The 20,227-nt window shown below is 68.8% G+C and carries 13 protein-coding genes; 10 read left to right on the plus strand and 3 right to left on the minus strand.

Annotated features, from left to right (window positions below):
- Positions 1-63 precede the first annotated feature (63 nt).
- A complete protein-coding gene (locus tag IFT87_RS16365) occupies positions 64-1,017 on the plus strand; it encodes a LacI family DNA-binding transcriptional regulator (RefSeq protein ID WP_192191259.1) in 954 nt (317 codons plus the stop codon).
- A 3-nt stretch (positions 1,018-1,020) separates the two neighbouring features.
- Here IFT87_RS16365 and IFT87_RS16370 read toward each other — a convergent pair whose 3' ends face one another.
- Positions 1,021-2,490 carry a sugar porter family MFS transporter gene (locus tag IFT87_RS16370; protein WP_197975322.1) on the minus strand — a complete coding sequence of 490 codons (1,470 nt, stop codon included), beginning with the start codon at positions 2,488-2,490 and terminating at the stop codon, positions 1,021-1,023.
- Between the two features lie 34 nt (positions 2,491-2,524).
- Positions 2,525-3,460, minus strand: a complete 936-nt coding sequence (locus tag IFT87_RS16375) for a DMT family transporter (protein ID WP_197975323.1) — start codon at positions 3,458-3,460, stop codon at positions 2,525-2,527.
- Positions 3,461-3,744: 284 nt separating this feature from the next.
- On the opposite strand from IFT87_RS16375, the gene IFT87_RS16380 reads away from it, so the two are divergent.
- The 5 genes from IFT87_RS16380 (at position 3,745) to IFT87_RS16400 (ending at position 11,407) form a co-directional block, all read left to right on the plus strand.
- Positions 3,745-4,728 (plus strand): LacI family DNA-binding transcriptional regulator, encoded by a 984-nt coding sequence (locus IFT87_RS16380; protein WP_037529183.1) that lies wholly within the window; start codon positions 3,745-3,747, stop codon positions 4,726-4,728.
- Positions 4,729-4,853: 125 nt separating this feature from the next.
- Positions 4,854-7,388: a TonB-dependent receptor domain-containing protein gene (locus IFT87_RS16385; protein WP_192191260.1), complete on the plus strand. Its 2,535-nt coding sequence runs from the start codon at positions 4,854-4,856 to the stop codon at positions 7,386-7,388.
- Between the two features lie 13 nt (positions 7,389-7,401).
- Positions 7,402-9,204: an alpha-amylase family glycosyl hydrolase gene (locus IFT87_RS16390; protein WP_192191261.1), complete on the plus strand. Its 1,803-nt coding sequence runs from the start codon at positions 7,402-7,404 to the stop codon at positions 9,202-9,204.
- Positions 9,201-10,094, plus strand: coding sequence for an ROK family protein (locus tag IFT87_RS16395; protein WP_037531221.1), 894 nt, complete (start codon positions 9,201-9,203; stop codon positions 10,092-10,094). The genes IFT87_RS16390 and IFT87_RS16395 overlap by 4 nt, the downstream gene beginning before the upstream one ends.
- On the plus strand, positions 10,091-11,407 hold the full coding sequence (locus tag IFT87_RS16400; protein WP_192191262.1) for an MFS transporter: 1,317 nt from the start codon (positions 10,091-10,093) through the stop codon (positions 11,405-11,407). The genes IFT87_RS16395 and IFT87_RS16400 overlap by 4 nt, the downstream gene beginning before the upstream one ends.
- A gap of 15 nt (positions 11,408-11,422) precedes the next feature.
- Here IFT87_RS16400 and IFT87_RS16405 read toward each other — a convergent pair whose 3' ends face one another.
- Positions 11,423-12,541, minus strand: coding sequence for an ROK family transcriptional regulator (locus tag IFT87_RS16405; protein WP_192191263.1), 1,119 nt, complete (start codon positions 12,539-12,541; stop codon positions 11,423-11,425).
- 117 nt (positions 12,542-12,658) lie between these two features.
- On the opposite strand from IFT87_RS16405, the gene IFT87_RS16410 reads away from it, so the two are divergent.
- The 4 genes from IFT87_RS16410 (at position 12,659) to IFT87_RS16425 (ending at position 20,070) form a co-directional block, all read left to right on the plus strand.
- Positions 12,659-15,223 carry a TonB-dependent receptor gene (locus IFT87_RS16410; RefSeq protein ID WP_192191264.1) on the plus strand — a complete coding sequence of 855 codons (2,565 nt, stop codon included), beginning with the start codon at positions 12,659-12,661 and terminating at the stop codon, positions 15,221-15,223.
- Entirely contained in the window at positions 15,220-16,449 is a 1,230-nt protein-coding gene (locus tag IFT87_RS16415) for an ElyC/SanA/YdcF family protein (protein WP_192191265.1), read from the plus strand. The genes IFT87_RS16410 and IFT87_RS16415 overlap by 4 nt, the downstream gene beginning before the upstream one ends.
- A gap of 104 nt (positions 16,450-16,553) precedes the next feature.
- Positions 16,554-18,740: a glycoside hydrolase domain-containing protein gene (locus IFT87_RS16420; RefSeq protein WP_249403400.1), complete on the plus strand. Its 2,187-nt coding sequence runs from the start codon at positions 16,554-16,556 to the stop codon at positions 18,738-18,740.
- Positions 18,718-20,070, plus strand: a complete 1,353-nt coding sequence (locus tag IFT87_RS16425) for an MFS transporter (protein WP_192191267.1) — start codon at positions 18,718-18,720, stop codon at positions 20,068-20,070. Before IFT87_RS16420 ends, IFT87_RS16425 begins: the two co-directional genes overlap by 23 nt.
- The last annotated feature ends 157 nt before the right edge of the window (positions 20,071-20,227 follow it).

A 20,227-nucleotide genomic window follows, 5' to 3' on the forward strand; every position in this document is an offset into this window, starting at 1 on the left:
GCCATCACGGTGGACAAACACCCGCCGCCGCCTAGAGGTCGGCGGGGAAAAGGGCTGAGGCACGTGACGATCGGACTGAAGGACATCGCTGCACGCGCCGGCGTCTCGATCGCGACGGTGTCGCGCGTCCTGTCGGGCAAGCCCGTCCGCCCCGCCTATCGCAGCCGCGTCGACGACGCGCTAGCCGCGCTCGACTATCGCCCCAATCTGGCGGCGCGGCGGCTGCGTTCGACGCGCGCGAGCGTGATCGGGCTGATCGTGCCCGATATCGGCAACCCCTTCTTCGTCGCCTTCGTCCAGGCGGTCGAGGGCTATGCCTGGCGCGAGGGGCTGCGCGTCATCCTGTGCAACAGTGGCGAGGATCCCGCGCGAGAACGCCACTACCTGCAGCTGCTCGAGGACGAGCGCGTATCGGGCATCATCCTCGCCCCGACCCGGGCCGGCGGCGTGGCCGACACCGCGACGCCGCTCGTGCTGGTCGATCGCGTCGAGGGAACGCCGCAGGTCGACAGCGTCAAGCTCGACAATGCCGGCGCGGCGGGCGCGCTGGTCGACGCGCTGCACGCATCCGGCTGTCGGCGGATCGTCGGCCTGTTCGGCGAGCGCGGCAGCACCGCGGTCGACCGCCGTCACGGCTATGCGGCGGCGCTCGACCGCCACGCGCTTCCAGCCCGGATCATCGACGTCCCGCACGAGCCCGCGGCGCGCGCGGCCTGCGTGCGGACCGCGCTCGCCGACACCGCCTGCGACGCGGTGCTGGTCGGCGACACGTTCCTGATGCTCGAGGCGGCGGTCGTGTTGCGCGCCCGACCCGATCCGCAGGCATCGCCCGTCCGGCTCGCAGGGTTCGACGACGCCGCCTGGCTGCGCCTGCTCGACGCCGCGCCGATCGTCGTCGAGCAGCCGGTCGACGAGATGGCGCATGCCGCGCTGGCGCTGCTCGTCGAACGGATGAGTGGTGCGCAGCGCGACGCTGTCCGGCTAGTCTTCAACGGGACGATCGTCAGCCCCGCCTGAGCTTCAGGCGGCGGCGGCGATCGCGGTGTGGCCGCGCGTCGGGCGGAACCGGCCGCTGCGCAGCGCGGTCTCGATATCCTCGAGGCTCGCGCCCGCGGTTTCCGGCACGAACAGCAGCACGAACACGAACGACGCCAGATTGACCCCGGCATAGACCCACATCGTTGAACCCAGCCCGATCGCATGGACCAGCGACAGCGCGGTGCCCGTGACGATCAGGTTGCTGCCCCACAGCATCGCCGCGTGCAGCGCGGTCGCGGGGCCGCGCATCGCCAGCGGAAACATCTCCGCACCCAGCAGCCAGCCGCACACCTGGATGCCACCCGAATTGAAGAGCATGAACGCCAGCAGGAAGCCGATCGTCAGCCAGCCCTGCCACCCGCCATGCGCGCCGCTGGCGAACATGATGCCAAGCCCGATCAGGCTGACGACCGATCCCGGGATCATCACCAGCATCAGCCGCCGTCGCCCGATCCGGTCGACGAACAGACAGCCGAGCAATGTCATCACCGCATAAACGATCGCGACGCCGAGGCTGGCGAGCAGCGCCGACTCCTTGCCGAAGCCGACCCCCGACAGGAAGGTCGGCGCATAATAGATCATCATCTCCAGCCCGCCGCACTGGGTGAAGAACGCGACGCCCAGCGCCGCGATCAGCGCAGGCCGTGCCCAGGCCTGGCGAATGCCGCGCCAGCCGCTATCGGCCGGATCCGCGTCGGTCGTCGCATCGCGGATCTGGGTGACTTCATGGCGAATCTCGCGGCGTGTGGTCCGCACGCGGCGCAGCACGTCGATCGCCGCGTGGATGCCGATATTCTCCGCGGCCCAGCGCGGGCTGCGCGGCATGAACGCCATCGCGACGAAGACGATCGCGGCGGGGATCGCGGCGACCGCGACCATCGTCCGCCAGCTCCAGACGTCGTGCAGGCCGAACCCGACGATGCTGGCGAGCAGGATGCCGACGCCGATGGCGACGTTGAACATCGTCACCAGATTGCCGCGACGATGCTGCGGCGCGAGTTCGGAGATGTACATCGGCACGACCTGGGTCGATCCGCCGACCGCCATGCCCAGGAACACCCGCGCGGTGATCAGCGCGCCGACGCTCGGCGCCATCGCACAGGCGATCGCACCCAGCGTGAACAGCGCGCTGACCCCCATCACCGACAGCTTGCGGCCGATCCGTTCGGACAGCCAGCTCGTCGCCAGCGCACCGATCACCGCGCCCGCCAGGATCGCCGCGGTGACGATCTCCTGCATGCGGTGATCCAGCCCGAACTCGTCGGTGATCGACAGCAGCGCCCCCGATATGATCCCCGTGTCATAGCCATAGAGCGCCCCGCATACCGCGGCGACGAACGCTGCGGTTCGCAGCACCCGGCCGCCATTGGCATAGGGTTCGGGAATTCTCGGCTCGTTGCGCGCCGTCAGGCTGCGCCGCGTCAGGGATGGGGCGATGCTGTGATCTGTCAAAACGTGGAGGACTCCGTGGTTGTCGAAAGGCTGTTCAGCGGGGGCGCAGCGCGAAGCGGCGACGCCAGGACGGCAGGCGGATCTGCTCGCGCGCCCAGGTCAGCAGACCGGCGCCGATGATGACGGCGATGCCGGCAAAGGTCGGCAGGTCGACGCTCTGGTGAAACACGGTGTAACTGAGCGCGACCGCCCAGATCATCTGGCTGTATTGCGGTGGTGCGATCCGGCTGACCGCGACGCGTTGCGCCGCCAGCATCAGCAGCGCCTGGCCGAGGATCGCGAGCAGGCCATAACCGGCGAGCAGGACCATCTCGGCCCCGTCCGGCCAGCGAAACGCCTGCAGCCACAGCAGCGCCGCGCCGTTGATCACCAGCGGCCCGATCAGCCCCGCACCGAGCATCGACACACGCTTCTCGCCCGCACCACCGGCTCGAAACAGCACGATGACGATCGCGCTCGACAATGCGCACAGCATCGCCGCGCCATGGCCCAGATCGAACGCGCGCAGCCCCGGACGCAGCACCATCAGCACGCCGACGAACCCGATCGCCACCGCCGCCCAGCGCCAGGCACCGACCTGTTCCTTCAGGAACAGCATCGACAGCAACGTCACCAGCATCGGCATCAGGAAGATCAGCGCGAATGCCTCGGGCATCGGCAGCCGCGTGAAGGCGACGACGCTCGACAGGCCGCTGATCGACGATCCGATTGCGCGCGCCAGCCATAGCGAGCGTCGCGTCGCGCTGAACACGTCAAGCAGACGATCGCCCGGCGTGCGCACGAAGGGCAAGGCGACCAGGCCGAGCAGCGCACCGGTGAACGTCACCTGGAACGGGCTGAACGCGCCTTCGAGCAGCCGTACCGACGCGTCGCTGAACGCGAAGGCCGCATAAGCCAGGAACGCCAGCGGCACGCCGCCGATGGCTGCCAGACGCGCGCCATGGCTCTGAATGGTAAGATCGATGCTCAATTGCGTCTCTCGGGCTGGCGTGGACGGTGACGACTCTCCGGAGCCGCGGGCACGAGCGAACGCCGCCACCGCCCCGACGTCACCTTATGGCGGGGCGGCAAACAGCTCTGTCTCTTTGCGTATCCCGCTCCTACCGACAGCAGGTGCAGGACGCAACAGAAAACGTTTTCTGTTTTGACCCCGCACGTCTTGGCTCCTGCGCTTCGGCCGCGCGCAATTGCGGCTTGGCGCGGCTGACGGTACGACCGGGCGATCACCCGTGACGATGAGGATATCCTATCGCAATGAAGCTCGCCGATCTGGCCGTGCTCGCCGGCGTTTCGACTGCAACCGTGTCACGCGCTTTGGCCGGGCATTCGTCCGTCAATGCGCAGACCCGCGCACGCATCCAGGCGCTGGCGCAGGAACATGACGTCCGTCCCAACCAGCTCGCGCGCAACCTGCGGCTGAAGAGCACCGGCGCGATCGGACTCGTCCTGCCGCTCGGCCATGCCCGCACGCAGCATCTCACCGATCCGTTCTTCCTGACCTTGCTCGGGCTGCTCGCCGATCTGCTGGTCGAGCGCGGCTATGACATCCTGTTGTCGCGGGTCATCCCCGACGGCGACGACTGGCTCGACCGGCTGGTCGACAGCGGCCGCATCGACGGCCTGCTCCTCGTCGGCCAGTCCGACCAGGGGGCGGTGATCGAACGCGTGTCGCACCGCTATGCGCCGCTGGTCGTGTGGGGCGCGTACCGGGCGGACCAGAACCATCTGACGATCGGCTCCGACAATATCGCGGGGGGCCGACTCGCGGGCCGCCGCATGATCGACCAGGGCCGGTCGCGGCTGATGTTCGTCGGCGACCCCGCCCCGCCCGAATTCGCCGATCGCTACGCGGGATTCGCCGCCGCCGCTGCGGAGGCGGGGCTCGCCTGCGAGCTGCTCGAAACGCCGATGACCCCGGAGGCCGTGCACACGGCGTTGGCACAGCGGCTCGCCGCCGCGCCGCCCCCCGACGGCATCTTCGCCGCGTCCGACGTCGCCGCAATGAGCGTGCTGCGCGCGCTCGCCGAAGCCGGGATCGACGTCCCCGCCACCACCGCGGTGATCGGCTATGACGACGTCACCTTGGCCGCGCACACGTCACCCGCGCTCACGACCATCCGCCAGGATCTCGCCGAGGGCGCCGCGCTGATGGTCGATCGCCTGATGCAGCGGATCGCGGGCCATGCGACCGGGTCCGCGATCGTCACCCCCGTCCTGATCGAACGCCAGTCCGCCTGAACCGCTCCGCCTGAGCTACATTCAACGTTTCGCAATCGATTGCATAACACGTCTTGCAATCGATTGCGAAAAGCGTATGAGGCGATTCTGGGCTTCATAGAAAGCCACCGCGCAGGGAGGATATCATGAAAGCACGTTACGTTTTGCTCGCCGGAATCGCCGCCACGTCCTTCGCGACGGTGGCCGCAGCGCAGACCACGCCAGTCCCGGACGCGCCCGTTCAGGCCGCACCCGCGCCGGGCGAGCAGCCCGCCGACACCGCCGCGACGCCAGCGCCGATCGCCGGCCAGGACGACATCGTCGTCACTGCGGTCGCGCGCGGCACCAACCGCCTCAACACCTCGATCACGACCAGCTCGATCGGCTCGGACGCGCTGATCCAGCTCGCGCCACGTACCTCGGGCGAGCTGCTGCGCAACCTGCCCGGCATTCGCGTCGAAGCTTCGGGCGGTGACGGCAACGCCAACATCTCGGTCCGCGGCTTGCCGGTCGCGTCGGGCGGCTCGAAGTTCCTCCAGCTCCAGGAAGACGGTCTCCCGATCCTCGAATTCGGCGACATCACCTTCGGCAATGCCGACATCTTCCTGCGCGCCGATTTCAACGTCCGCACGGTCGAGTCGGTCCGCGGCGGCTCCGCCTCGACCTTCGCGTCCAACTCGCCGGGCGGCGTGATCAACTTCATCTCGAAGACCGGCGAACAGGAAGGCGGCGCGTTCCAGCTGTCGAGCGGGCTCGACTACCGCGAATTCCGCGTCGATTTCGACCAGGGCGGCAAGCTCTCGGACAGCGTCACCTATCATGTCGGCGGCTTCTACCGGATCGGCGACGGCCAGCGCGAAGTCGGCTTCGACGGCGTCAAGGGCGGCCAGCTCAAGGCGAACATTACCAAGTCGTTCGACAATGGCGGCTATGTCCGGCTCTACGGCAAGTATCTCGACGACCGCGCGATCGGCTATCTCCCCAACCCGGTCCGCGTCACGGGCAGCAACAGCGACCCCGATTACAGCAGCATCGCCAATTTCTCGATCAACAACGGGACGCTGCACAGCGCCAACATCCGTACCGCGCAGACGCTCGACGGCAACAACCGGCTGACCACGCGCTCGATCCGTGACGGCCAGCACCCGGTCGTCTATTCGGCGGGCCTCGAGACGCAGATCCCGCTCGCGGACGACTGGAACATCGTCGAGCGGTTCCGCTACGCCGACATCTCGGGCGGCTTCACCTCGCCCTTCCCCGCCAGCGTCGATTCGGCGCAGTCGATCGCCAACGGCATCGGCGGCGCGGGCGCCCAGCTCTTCTACGCCAGCGGCGCGCAGGCGGGTCAGCGCATCGGCGACCCCGCCTCGCTCAACGGCAACGGCCTGCTCGCCAACATCGTGCTGTTCGACGTCGACCTGAAGAGCCTCAATAACATCACCAACGACATCCGCCTGAACGGCTCGCTGCCGTTCGCCGGCGGGTCGCTCGCGGTCACCGGCGGCTTCTATGCCTCGCGGCAGGACATCAAGAGCGACTGGCTGTGGACCTCGTCCGTTCAGACCGTCGCGGACAATGGCCGCTCGGAACTCGTCGACGTCCGCACCGCGGCGGGCGTGCCCGTCACGCAGAACGGCGTCCCCGGCTATTCGGCGAGCTTCTTCGGCAATTGCTGCCGCCGCTCCTATGACCTCGACTACACGACCTACGCACCGTTCGCGCAGCTCGGGCTCGAGCTCGGCCGGTTCAACATCGACGGGTCGCTGCGCTATGATTTCGGTCGCGCGCGCGGCAGCGTCGCCGGCTCCGATCTCGGCGCCGCCTTCGGCAGCGGCATCACGACGTTCGACATCAACGGCGACGGCGTGATCTCGGCCGCCGAGCGTCAGGTCGCGGTGATCCCCAACGCCCGCTCGCCGCTCGACTATAACTATGATTACCTGTCCTATTCGGGTGGCGTGAACTTCCGCCTGACCGACAGCACCGCGGTGTTCGGTCGCTACAGCCGCGGCGGGCGTGCCAATGCCGATCGCCTGTTGTTCGGCCCCTCGATCAACACCGCGACGGGCGGGCTGACCGACCAGGGCGCAGCGGTCGATTTCGTCCGCCAGCTCGAGGGCGGGTTCAAGTTCCGCCAGGGCGGCGTCTCGCTCTACGCCACCGGCTTCTGGGCGCGCACCGAGGAACAGAATTTCGAGGCGACGACGCAGCGCTTCTTCAACCGCGAATATGACGCCAAGGGCGTCGAGATCGAGGGCCGGATCGCACGCGGACCCTTCTCGCTCTCGGCCGGCGGCACCTATACCGATGCCGAGATCACCCGCGACGTGCTCAACCCCGGGGTCGAGGGCAACCGTCCGCGTCGCCAGGCCAAGTTCATCTATCAGGCGACGCCACAGGTCGATTTCGACCGCGTGACGATCGGCGCGAACGTGATCGGCACGACCGACAGCTATGCGCAGGACAACAACGTCCTCAAGATGCCGGGCTATACGCAGGTCAACGCGTTCGTCTCGATCCGCCCGGCGGACAATGTGACCGTGTCGGTTAACGGCAACAACCTGTTCGACGTGAAGGGCATCACCGAGGCCGAGGAGGGTGCGATCCCGACCAACGGCATCGTCCGCGCCCGGTCGATCACCGGTCGCACGATCTCCGCCGCCGTCCGCTTCGGCTTCTGATCGGCCGACCCAGGTGCGCGTATCCTCCCCCACCGAGCGTCGCCTCGCGGCGCTCGGTCCCCGCCTGCGCCGCCAGCTCGAACGCCTGTATGGCAGTACCGGGCTGGCGATCTGGCCGCGGCTCGAGGCGATCCTGCGCGAGCGGGCCGCCGAACGCCCCGCCGCGATGGCTGCCCTCGACGAGGCGCGGCTCGCCGACCCCGACTGGTTCGTCGCGCCCGACATGCTCGGCTATTCGACCTATGTCGACCGGTTCGCCGGGACGGTCGAGGGTCTGATCGGGCATGTCGACCATCTCGAATCGCTCGGTGTCCGCTATCTCCACCTGCTCGCGCTGTTGAAGGCGCGCGAGGGCGACAGCGATGGCGGCTTCGCGGTCGCCGACTATCTGTCGGTCGAGCCACGACTGGGGACGATGGCCGATGTCGAGCGGCTCGCCGCACGGCTGCGCGAGGGGCGGATCAGCCTGTGCGTCGATCTCGCGCTCAACCATACCGCCGACGATCATGCCTGGGCGCAGGCGGCCCGCGACGGCGATCCGCATTATCGCGCCTTCTACCACGTCCTTGGCGACGACGAGGCGCAGGCCTATGAGGCCGATCTGCTGCAGGTCTTCCCGACCACCGCACCGGGCAATTTCACGCATGTCCCGGCGATGGGCGGACAGGTCTGGACGACCTTCTACCCGTTCCAGTGGGACCTGAACTGGGCCAATCCGGAGGTCATGCTCGCGATCGTCGACACGATGCTGCGGCTCGCCAATCACGGGTTCGAGGCGTTCCGGCTCGACTCGATCGCGTTCCTCTGGAAGCAGCTCGGTACCGACTGCCGCAACCGGCCGCAGGCGCATTACATCGTCCGCGCACTGCGCGCCGCGCTCGACATCGTCGCCCCCGCGACCTTGCTCAAGGCCGAGGCGATCGTCCCGACCGCGCTGGTCCCGCCCTATTTCGGCGCGGACGAGGGGTCGGACTGGGATGGCGGGTTCGAGCCCGAATGCCATCTCGTCTACAACAACTCGCTGATGGTCGCCGGCTGGGTCGGGCTCGCCGAGCAGTCGGCCGCGCTGCCCCACGCGATCGTCGCGGCGAGCGGCGGCCTGCCGCGCGGCGCGAACTGGCTTAGCTATGCGCGCTGCCACGACGATATCGGCTGGGGCGCGGTGATCGGCGACCTTGCCGGGATCGACCCGGACCCCGTCGCGCGGCTGACCATCGCGGCAAAGTTTCTCGACGGCGCAGACGGCAGCTGGGCGCGGGGCGAACCGTTCCAGTCCGATGGCTCCGTGCTGCACGGCTCGAACGGGACGATGGCGTCGCTTGCCGGGCTCGAGGCCGCGCGGACCGATGAGGAGCGCGAGCATGCGTTCCGCCGCATCGCGCTGCTCAACGCGCTGTCGATCGCCAGCGGAGGACTCGCCACGCTCTATATGGGCGACGAGGCCGGGCTGCTCAACGACCACAGCTATCGCGACGATCCCGATCGCGCGCATGAGGGGCGCTGGCTGCACCGCCCGGTGATGGACTGGGACGCGCTCGACCGCGACGCCGCCCGGCGGATCTCCGGCGACATCAGGGCGCTCCGCGCCGCGCGCATCGCCAGCGGCGGGGCCGGCGCGCCTGCGACGATCGCCACGTCGACGCCCGCGCTGCTCGGCATCGCCTGTGGCAGCGACCGCGTCTTCCTCAACTTCTCGCCCCATGCGGTCCGGGTCGGCGATCTCGCCGGCCGGCACGACCGGGTGGCGGATACCCCCATCGGAGACGACGCCATGATCGGTCCCTGGAGCGTGCTTTGGGCAGGACCCTCGGCATGACCGCCGCCCCGCCGCTGTTCGGCTGCATCGAGGCGGGGGGCACCAAGTTCGTGCTCGGCGTCGCGCGTGATCCCGACACCGTCCTCCGGACCGCACGCATACCCACCACCACGCCCGACGAGACGCTTGGCGCCGCGCTCGAATTCTTCACCGCGGCGCAAGCCGAATGGGGCGCATTCGACGCGCTCGGCATCGCCTCGTTCGGCCCCGTCGATCTTGATCGCTCGTCGCCCGGCTGGGGCCGGATCGTCGACACGCCCAAGCCGGGCTGGAGCGGCACCGACCTGGTCGGCCCGTTCGCACGCGCGCTCGACTGCCCGGTCGGGTTCGACACCGACGTCAACGGCGCGATCCTTGCCGAGAGCCTGTGGGGCGCCGCCACCGGCGCCGACATCGCGGTGTACGTCACCGTCGGCACCGGCATCGGCGGCGGTGCGCTGGTCGAGGAACGCCCGGTGCATGGCAGCCGCCACCCGGAAATGGGCCATATCCTCCCCCGCCGGCATCCCGACGACCGCGGCTTCGCCGGCACCTGCCCCTTTCACGGCGACTGCCTCGAAGGGCTGGCGAGCGGACCCGCGATCGCCGCGCGCTGGGGCGCGTCGCTGTCGGAGCTCGGCCCCGATCATCCCGCGCATGACATCGTCGCCTATTATCTCGCTCAGCTGGTCGTCGCGCAGCAGGCGCTGCTGTCGCCGCGGCGGATCGTGCTCGGCGGCGGCGTGCTCGGCACGCCCGGGCTGCTCGACCGGGTTCGCGATCACGCCGCGCGGATGTCGAACGGCTATTTCGGCACCCCCGATTATGCCACCCTGATCGTCGCGCCGGGACTTGGCGACCGTGCCGGGCTGCTCGGCGCGCTGGCACTCGCACAAAGGGCGCGTCGATGACCAAACCCCGTCTGTCGCTGATCCGCCTCATCGAGATGAATCTTGGCTTTCTCGGGCTGCAATTCTCGTTCGGCCTGCAACAGGCCAACATGGCGCCGATCTACGGCTATCTCGGCGCGGACGAGGCGAGCCTGCCGCTGCTCTGGCTCGCGGGTCCGGTGACCGGGCTGCTGATCCAGCCGCTGATTGGCGCGATGAGCGACCGGACCTCGACCCGGATCGGGCGGCGGACGCCCTATTTCCTCGTCGGCGCGGTGCTGTGCAGCCTGTGCCTGCTCGCCATGCCGTACAGCCCGACTTTGTGGGTCGCCGCCAGCCTGTTGTGGGTGCTCGACGCCGCCAATAACGTGACGATGGAGCCCTACCGCGCCTATGTCGGCGACCGGCTGCCCGATGATCAGCGCCCCGCGGGGTTCCTGACCCAGTCGGCGTTCACCGGCCTTGCGCAGACCTTGTCCTATCTCGCGCCGTCGCTGCTCGTCTGGATCGGCTTCAACAAGGATGCGGTTGACGGCAACGGCATCCCCGACATCACGCGGATCGCCTTCCTGATTGGCGCGGTGCTGTCGCTCGCGACGATCCTCTGGTCGGTCCTGCGCGTACCCGAACTGCCCCTTCCCGAGGAGGAAAAGGCGCGGCTGGCGAAGGAACCGCTGACGCTCGGCGGCACGCTGCGCGACCTCAAGACCGCGCTGGTCGAGATGCCCCGGCCGATGCGCCAGCTCGCGCTCGCCATGCTGTGCCAATGGTATGCGATGTTCGCCTATTGGCAGTTCATTACCTTCGCGGTCGCGCGCTCGCTGCACGGCACGGCCGATGCGAAGAGCGTCGCGTTCCGCGATACCGTACTGACCGTCGGCCAGCTCGGCGCCTTCTACAATGCGGTCGCGTTCGTCGCGGCGATCGCGCTGGTGCCGGTCGCCCGCCGTTTCGGTGCGAAGACGGCGCATGCCGGCTGCCTGCTCGCATCGGGCGTCGCCATGCTGGCGATCCCCGGCATCCGCGACGAGGCGGGGCTGTTCGTCGCGATGCTCGGCATCGGCATCGGCTGGGCGAGCATGATGGGCAATCCGTACGTCATGCTGATCGACATGATCCCGCCCGAACGCAACGGCGTCTATATGGGCATCTTCAACATGTTCATCGTCATCCCGATGATCATCGAGAGCCTGACCGTCCCGCTTTTCTACCAGTCGCTGCTCGGCGGTGACCCGCGCAACATCCTGTATGTGTCGGGTGCGCTGATGGTGCTCGGCGCGGCCGCGACGATGCGGGTCCGGATGCCCGCGACGGCGACGCGATCGGCGTCGTAACGGCGGGACCGGGCGTCAGCCGACCGCGGTCGCGTGGATCGGCATCAGCGCCGCGCCGATCGTCGCGGCCGCACCCTGCAGCGTCGATACCGAGATGCGCGGCGGGACGCTGCAATGGTCGCCGATATGCATCGCGCCGAAATCGATGTGGCGGACCAGCGCGTCGAGGATCGGCGTCGGCAACGGGCTCGAGATCACGAACTCACCCGGATCGATCCAGGCGATGCCCCAGTTGATGATCGGCCCGATCTGCCCCGCGGCCCGGCGCACCCACGCGTCGACGACCGGCTCATAGCCCTTGATCACACGGTCGAAGTCCACCAGCGAGTCGATCGCGCACCCCGCCTCGCGCAATGTCGACAACAGGTCGAGCGTCGAGGGGCGCGGCGCGCTGGTCGGATAGAGGCAGCCGATTTCCCCCGCGCTCGCCATCGCCCCGCGCAGGATGCGCCCCTCGACGATGATCCCCGCGCCGATCCCGTGCCCGAGCAGGATGACGACCGCGGTCGAACAGCGCCGCATCAGTCCTCCGACATAATATTCGGCGAGCGCTGCCGCGTTCGCGTCGTTCTCGATCCACACCGGGTGGCCGATATGCTCCTCGAACAACGCCTTCAGGTCGATCCCGCGCCACGCCGCCAGGCTGTCGACCGTCCAGCGCCGCGTTCCCTCGATCGACAGCGCCGCACCCGGCACGCCGATCCCGACGCCGAGCAGCCGCCGGCCGAGCAGCCGGTTAGCGATCGCCATCTCGTGCATCGCGGTCGTCACCCGCTGCGCGAACACGCGCGGATCGGGATCGTCGAACGGCGCGGACCGGTGCGCGATCACGCCGCCCGCATAATCGACCAGCGCCACCTCGAGCAGCCCGCGGTGGAGCATCGCCCCGACCCCGTATCCCGCCTCGGGCGAGATTTGCAGCGGGACCGCCGGGCGGCCGGGCGCGACCGGGGCCGCCCCCGGGCATTCCTCGATCAGCCCGTGCGCGAGCAGCGTCGCCGACAGCCGCGTGATCTTGGTCGCGCTCATTCCCAGGTCGGCGGCGAGGTCCTTGCGCGATCGTGCCCCGAAGGACCGCAGGATCTGCATCACGCGCCGCTCGTCGTCATCCAGCCTCAACCGCGACATCGCCATCCGCCCACGTCCCTTCGCCGCACCGGATAGCCGATTAGTTTATTTCGTGAAATTAATTAATTTTGTCATATTCCCCGACCAACGGCTGACATATCAATCGGGTGGGAGAAAAAAATCATGACAAAACACGGCTTGCGTTCGGGATGTGCGCTGATCGCGCTGGGGATTGCGGCACAGACGCCGGCCTGGGCGCAGACGGCGCCGTCGGCCCCCGCCGCCACCACCGCGACCGCTGCCGACCCGGCCAGCGACCCCGCCCAGGGTGATCCCGCGCAGCCCGATCCCGCCCAGGCTGAACCCGTAGCCGGCACCGACATCATCGTCACCGGCTCGGCACGCGAACAGCGTCGCTTCGACGTCTCCTATGCGGTCAACTCGCTCAGCAATGCCGATATCCAGAAGCTCGCGCCGCTCAACTTCGCCGATCTGCTCGGCAAGCTGCCGGGGTTCGCGGTCGAGAATACCGGTGGCGAGGTCCAGAACATCATCCGGCTGCGCGGTCTGCCCAGCGACGGCGGCCTCGTCACCTTCCAGCAGGACGGGCTGCCGCTGTTCCACGAGAATGACGGCAACTTCTTCCGCGGCGACAGCCTCAACCGCTTCGACCTGATGACGCAGCGCGTCGAGGTCGTGCGCGGCGGCCCCGCCCCGGTCTATGCGAGCTATGCCGCCGCGATCGTCAACAACATCACCGTCTCGGGCACCGACACGGTGCGCGGCAAGGCGCAGCTCACGCTCGGCGACACCGGCCTCTACCGAATCGACGGCTATCAGGCCGGGCCGATCGACGATTCGACCTATTACGCGATCGGCGGCTTCCTCCGCCGCCACGACGGCTATCGCGACAACGGCTTCCCCAACGACCGCGGTGGCCAGGTCCGCGCCAACATCAAGCATGACTTCTCGAACGGGTCGCTGCGCGTGTCGGGCAATTACCTGAACGACCACAACGTCTTCTACCTGCCGATCCCGACCGCCGACCCGCGCGATCCGTCCAAGTCGCTCAACCAGTATATCGACTTCTTCAGCGGCACGATGAACTCGCCCGCATTGCGCAACGCGACGATCCGCTACCGCGAGGCCGATGGCACGACGCGCAACGTCGGCGCCGATCTCGGCAATGGCCGCCACACGCAGTTCGGCAATGTCGGCGTTCAGTACGACGCCGATTACGACGGCTGGAAGGTCGCCGCCAAGGGTGGGATCAGCATCGGCAAGCTCCACTTCAACGCGCTCTATTCGACCAGCAATCCGTCCGACGCCACCGCCTTTGCGGGCAGCTATCTGACCGCCGCGCGCACCGCCTTCGGCGCGGGCGTCACCCGACTCGGCTATGCGATCGCCGGCACCGACGGCGCCGAGGTCTATGACCCCAATGCGGCTTCCGGCCTGGTCGTCCCCGCGCAGTTCCGCGACGTCACGTCGAAATTCTACTCGACCCAGGGTGATCTCAGCGTCACCCGCTCGATCGCGACCGGCTTCGGCACGCACGACCTGCGCGTCGGCGTCTATGGCAGCCTGTACGGCGAAACCAACGAGGTCGCCTATCAGGACTATCTGCTCGAGGTCCGCGGCAAGCCGCGCACGCTCGACCTGATTGCCTATAACGCCGCCGGCCAGGCGCTTGGTTCGGTGACCGACAATGGCGTGCTGCGCTACACGACCACGCTCAACCGCGGCAACACCGACGCGTCGATGTATGCCTTCTACGCCAACGACACCTGGGAACTGACCCCGGGGCTGAAGATCGACGGCGGCATCCGTCACGAACGCTACAGCTTCGACGGCTATGCCTTTGCGACGACCTCGGCCAATCTCGGCGACCCGACGACGCTCGCCGACAATGCCGTGCGCGCCTTTACCGGCCAGATCATCCGCTCCTCGCTCGCGCCCAACATCACCAACTGGACCGCGGGCATCAACTACGACGTCACCCGCCATCTTGGCGCCTATGCGCGTGCCTCGCATCTCGAAACCCCGCCCTCGACCCAGGTCACCTATCAGATCAACCCGACGATCCTGACGCCCAAGGCCAACCAGTATGAGGTCGGGCTGAAGGCGGCGTTCGGCCGGTCCTATCTCTACGTCATCGGTTTCTACACGCGCTACGACCCGCTCAACGCCTCGTTCGTTGCGCTCGACCCGGTCACCGGCCGCAACGACCAGTCGGTGCCGTTCGTCGGCAAGGCGGACATCAAGGGGATCGAGATCGACGGCAATCTCGCGCTGCCCTACGGCTTTGCGGTCACCGGCGCGGTCACGGTCAGCGATCCCAAGTACAAGAGCCTCGTCAACGCGAACGGCGCCAGCGCGGGCGATGTGGAGGGCAACCAGCTCGTCCGCGAGCCCAAGGTCTATGGCAATATCCGCCCCTCGGTCGATTTCGACATCGCGGGCAATGCGGTCCAGCTCTATGGTCGCTACGAATATGTCGGGAAACGCTATGTCGATTTCTTCAACAACACCGCGCTGCCCGCCTATGGGACCGTCGGCGCGGGGATCACGCTGACGCGCGACACCTGGCAGATGCAGGTCGTCGGCGACAACATCTTCAATGCCAAGGGCCTGACCGAGGGCAATACGCGCACCGATCAGCTCAGCGGCCAGGGCACCGCGGACGCGATCTACGGCCGCCCGATCTTCGGTCGCAACGTCCGCCTCGTGGTCAGCAAGTCTTGGTGACCGGCCTGCGGATGATCCTCGCGCTGGCGCTGGCGGGCAGCGCATCGGTGCCGCTCGGCGCGCAGGGACCGGCGCCGGCGACGACCGGGCAGGTCGGGGCAGTCGGGCAATCCCCCGACACCCCGATCGACGCGCTTTCGCAGCGCCTGTTTCCCCGGCTCGGCGCGTTACGCGCTACGCCGGGCTGGGCGCAGGCACTCGACCGCGACCCGGCGATGGGGACGCTGCAGGCCGCCCGCACCGCGCGGCGCGCGGCGTGCGGCATCGCAGCCGCCTGCACGATCGAGGCGGCGATCTGGACGACCGAGGATCGCGCCGCGCTCGTCGCGATCCTCGATCGGCTCGCGGGCACGCGCGGGCTGCCGCCGCTCGCGGCGAACGCGGATCTCGCACCGGTCGCGGCGATCGATGCCGAGCTCGACGGGCTGAACGCGGTGCTGCGCGTCTATGGGCTCGGCCATCCGTCACGCTATCCCGCGATCGACGGCCCCGTCTTCACCCCGGGGGTCCCGTATTTCGCCGACGGCATCGCGGTCGGGATCGAGTTCGCCCGCGCCGCCTCGGGCGCCGCCCCCGACACGCTCGACGGCAGCGTCGCGCTGGCGCTCGCGCTGCTCGATGGCAACGACGCGACCGCGGCGACATTGTTCGAACCGCTCGACGACCGCGAGAATGCCGGCGTCAGTGCCGCGGCCGCACGCACCGACTGGGCTGCCTTTCGCTATACCGCGCTGATCGTCCCCGGCGTCGGGCCGGAGGACAGCGCCACACGGCTCAGCCCGCGCAGCAAGCTCCACGCGCTGCTCGCCGCGCAACGCTATCGCCAGGGCCTCGCCCCGTTCATCCTCGTCTCGGGCAGCGCGGTCCACCCGCGCGGCACCCGCTTCGTCGAAGCCGTCGAGATCCGCCGCGCGCTGATCGAGCGCTACGCAATTCCCGCCGATCGCATCATCCTCGAACCCTATGCGCGGCACACGACGACCAATCTGCGCAACGCCACGCGGCGGATGGTCGCGCTCGGCATCCCGCTCGACCGGCCGACGCTGATCGTCACCGACGCGCAGCAGAGCGCCTATATCGAAAGCCCGACCTTCACCACGCGCAACACCGCCGAGCTCGGCTACATGCCCGGCACGATCGGCCGGCGGCTGTCCGTCTACGACCTCGAATTCCGCCCGTCGCGCCAGTCGCTCCGCCAGGATCCCCGCGATCCGCTCGACCCATGACCGGCCCCTCCCGGCGGCACGACCGCGCAAACACAAATCCCCCAACCCCAACCCCAACCCCAACCCCAACCCCAACCGCCACCCCGGCGAAGGCCGGGGCCCAGTTGGGGTACAACACTGATCGGGGACAACGCGCGTGCCTCCCCGCCATTCCGACCCCGTTCCGGCCGTCACGGTCGAGACACATCCTCACCCATCCGCTCCTCCTCACCCTGCTCCTAACCCCCGCCACCGCCGCATCCGCCCAGGACACACCCGCCGATCTGGTCGACCCCTTCGTCGGAACACTCGCCGATTTCGGCCAGCTCACCCCCGCCGCGGTCGCGCCGTTCGGCATGGTCCAGCTCGGCCCCGACACCAGCCCCGCCAACCACGCCGGCTATGATCACGCGGCGACCACGTTGCTCGGCTTCTCGCACACGCGCGGCGTCGGCGTCGGCTGCGGCGGTGCGGGCGGCGACCTGATGATCGCGCTACGCTACGCCGGCAGCGATGCAGTCCCTGCGCGGATCGACAAGCCCAGCGAACGCGCCCGCGCCGGCACGTACAGCCTCCGCTACGACGGCGGCATCCTTGCGGAGACGACCGCGACGCGCGGCGGCGGCGTGCTGCGCTTCACCGTACCGCGTGCAGGGACTCTCGACCTGCGGATCGACCCGCGACGCAGCTATGCCAAACGGCTGTCGGCCAACTGGGCACGCCTCGACAGCGACGACCTGCGTGCCGATCTCGTCGCGGGCACCGTCTGTGACCAGGGCGCCTATCGCCTCCACACCGCCAGCCGGATCCGGATCAACGGCCGCCTCGTGCATCGCCGGCTGAGTGTCGGCGCTGGCGATCTGGCGACGCTCCGCCTCGTCGCCCGCGCGGGGGACCGGATCGAGATCCGCACCGGCCTGTCAAGCGTCGACGGCGGCGGCGCGGCGCTGACCCGCGACACCGAACTCGGCGACCGGCCGTTCGCGACCATCGCCGCGGCGACCCGGTCCGACTGGAACCGCGTGCTCGGGCGGGTCGTGCCGACCGGCCCACGCGACCGCCGCGCGCTGTTCTACACCTCGCTCTACCGCGTCATGCAGACCCCGGTCGCGATCGACGATCCGGACGGCCGTCACCGCGACAAGACCGGCCGCATCGCCGTCTCCCCCAGGGGCACGACGCGCTATGCGAGCTGGTCGCTCTGGGACAATTACCGCACGCAGATGCCGCTGCTGGCGCTGCTCCAGCCTGAACGCGGCGCCGACATCGCCGCCTCGCTGGTCGCGCTATACGCCGGCGGCAAGCCGCAATGGTCGACCCGCGACGAACCGTTTCTAACGGTGCGCACCGAACATGCCGGGATCGCGCTGCTCGACCTGCACCGCAAGGGGATCGCGTTCGACACGGACGCGGCGCTCGCCGGCATGGTTGCGGACAGCGCCACGCTCAAGCGCGGCACCCCCGACGAACAGATCGAGGCTGCCTATGACGACTGGGCGACCGCCGAACTCGCACGCGATCTCGGCCGCACCGATCTCGCGGCGCGCTTCACCGCCAAGGCGCTGTCCTACCGCCCAATGTGGCGATCGGTGTTCCAGTCGCCCGGCGCGGACGGCGACGTCGTCAAGGCGCGCGGTCTCTACCAGGGCACGCTGTGGCAATATCGCTGGGCGCCGGTCTTCGATCTCGGCTGGATCACCCAGACGGTCGGACGCGCGCGGCTGCTGGGCGAACTCCAGACCTTTTTCGGGCAGGGCCTGTTCAACATGACGAACGAGCCCGACATCCACGTCCCCTGGATGTTCGCCGCGCTGGGCGAGCCACGGCCGACCGCGGATCTCGTCCGGACGATCCTGACCCGGCCGATCGCGCATCCCTATACCAACAGCGGCAAGCTCGCGGTGCCGTTCGTCGGTCGCAGCTTCGCGCTGGCGCCGCAGGGATTTGCCAACGGGATGGACGATGACGCGGGCGGCCTGACCGCCTGGTACGTCTTCGCGGCGCTCGGGCTCTATCCGCTCGTACCGGGAGAGCCATGGTACGTCCCGACGACGCCCGCGTTCGAACGAGTCCGTCTCGATCTCGGCAAGGGGCGCGTGCTGCTGATCCGCCGCGACGGGCCCGCCGACGGCGTCGTGCAACGGGTGACGCTGGACGGACGCGCGCTGTCGCAAACGCGGATCGATCATGCGGATCTGATGCGCGGCGGCACGCTGGTCGTCACGACGCAGGCACCGCGCTCGCAAAATGTCCCGCAACTGCAAGACAGCCGCGCTAGGGTCGCGGTCGATGGCATGCTCCACCCCCGATAACACCGCCGCCGCCGCGCCGCCCGCCACGGCGCGGATGTTCGGCTATGCGAGCGGCAATTTCGGCAAGAACCTGCTCGCGTCGACGATGGACGTCTTCCTGATGTTCACGCTGACCGAATATTGGGGGATATCGCCGCTCGCCGCCGGGCTGATCGTGATGCTCGGGCTGGTCTGGGACGGGCTGTGCAACCCGCTGCTCGGCCGCCTGCTCGACCGCGCCACCGACCGCGCGGGGCTCTACCGCCGCCTCCTCGTCATCGCCGCCCCTGTCGTCACCATCCCCTTCACCATCCTCTTCCTCCTCCCCACCCCCCAGCCCGCCTTCATAATTCCCTGGGCGATCAGCCTCGTACTAGTTTTCCGCACCGCCTATGCGACCTGCGATGTCGCGCATAATGCGCTGATGATGCGGATGACCGGACCGCGTGGTGCCGCGACGACGCTGTCGGCCTTGCGGTACATGTTCAGCTGCCTCGGCGCGCTGGCGGTCGCCGGGTCCGCCCCCGCCTTTGTCGACCCCGGGCTTGCAGGCGGTCATCGCCTTATCGTCACCACGGCCTGTGCCGCCCTCGCCTATGTCGCGACTTTGTGGCTGGCCGCCGCATCGGGGCCCGCCGCCGCCCCAGCGCCGCCGCGAACCCCGCCCATCCCGCAAACGCCGCTCCGGGTCTGGATTCTCGGCAATCGTCCGTTCTGTGCGCTGCTGGTGTTCGGTTTCGCGCAGGCGCTGACGCTGCCGGTCTTTGCGCGATCCTTCGCCTATATCGGCAAGGGGGTGATCCACGACCCCGACTGGACCGCGCGCGCGCTCACGACTCTTGCGCTGTCGCAACTCGTCATGCTGCCGGTCTGGGTCGGAGCGAGCCGGCGTGCCAGCCAGCACGGCATGCTTGCGGTCGCGCTGATCCTCGTCGCGGTCGGATCGGCGGTGTTCGCGACGGGACCGCACGGCATGATGGCGGGGATCGCGCTGTTCGGTGCGGGCAATGCCGGCGTGCAGATGATGATCTGGGCGTTGCTCGCCGACGCGATCGATCACGGCGAGCGCCGGACCGGAGTCCGGCTCGAGGCGGTGCCGGTCGCATTGCTGCTCCTGACGCTGAAGCTGGGCGGCGGGATCGGCGGTGCGCTGTTCGGTCAGGGCCTCGCCCTGGCCGGCTGGACCGGCACCGCCCCGCTCGGCGAGACCGGCGGCGGACAACTGCTGGCCATGGCGTGGGCGATGCCGGTGGCGGGGGCGGTCATCGGCATCGTGATCTTGTGTTGCAGATCCGTACCGGTGCGGGACGTTCCATCATCCTTGCAGCGCGCAGCCTGCCCAAGAGCGTGAGCAGATCCCGCGCCGGATAGCGGTCGGCCGCGTTGTCGTACATCGCCCGGCACGTCGCGATATCGAACCATCTCGCGCATTTCGCGGTCGCTATCTTCGGCGCATCCCCACGCCCTCCAAGGCCTTTCCGGGGGGCGCTCCTTACAGTTGCTGAAAC

Origin of the sequence: Sphingomonas sp. CFBP 8765 (assembly GCF_014841445.1) — a bacterium.
Lineage (GTDB): Bacteria > Pseudomonadota > Alphaproteobacteria > Sphingomonadales > Sphingomonadaceae > Sphingomonas > Sphingomonas aerolata.

Coding starts and splice junctions, on each gene's coding strand:
- IFT87_RS16395 (WP_037531221.1), top strand. CDS start 9,201: ATGACCGCCGCCCCGCCGCTGTTCGGCTGCATCGAGGCGGGGGGCACC.
- IFT87_RS16425 (WP_192191267.1), top strand. CDS start 18,718: ATGGCATGCTCCACCCCCGATAACACCGCCGCCGCCGCGCCGCCCGCC.
- IFT87_RS16410 (WP_192191264.1), top strand. CDS start 12,659: ATGACAAAACACGGCTTGCGTTCGGGATGTGCGCTGATCGCGCTGGGG.
- IFT87_RS16380 (WP_037529183.1), top strand. CDS start 3,745: ATGAAGCTCGCCGATCTGGCCGTGCTCGCCGGCGTTTCGACTGCAACC.
- IFT87_RS16405 (WP_192191263.1), bottom strand. CDS start 12,541: ATGGCGATGTCGCGGTTGAGGCTGGATGACGACGAGCGGCGCGTGATG.
- IFT87_RS16385 (WP_192191260.1), top strand. CDS start 4,854: ATGAAAGCACGTTACGTTTTGCTCGCCGGAATCGCCGCCACGTCCTTC.
- IFT87_RS16400 (WP_192191262.1), top strand. CDS start 10,091: ATGACCAAACCCCGTCTGTCGCTGATCCGCCTCATCGAGATGAATCTT.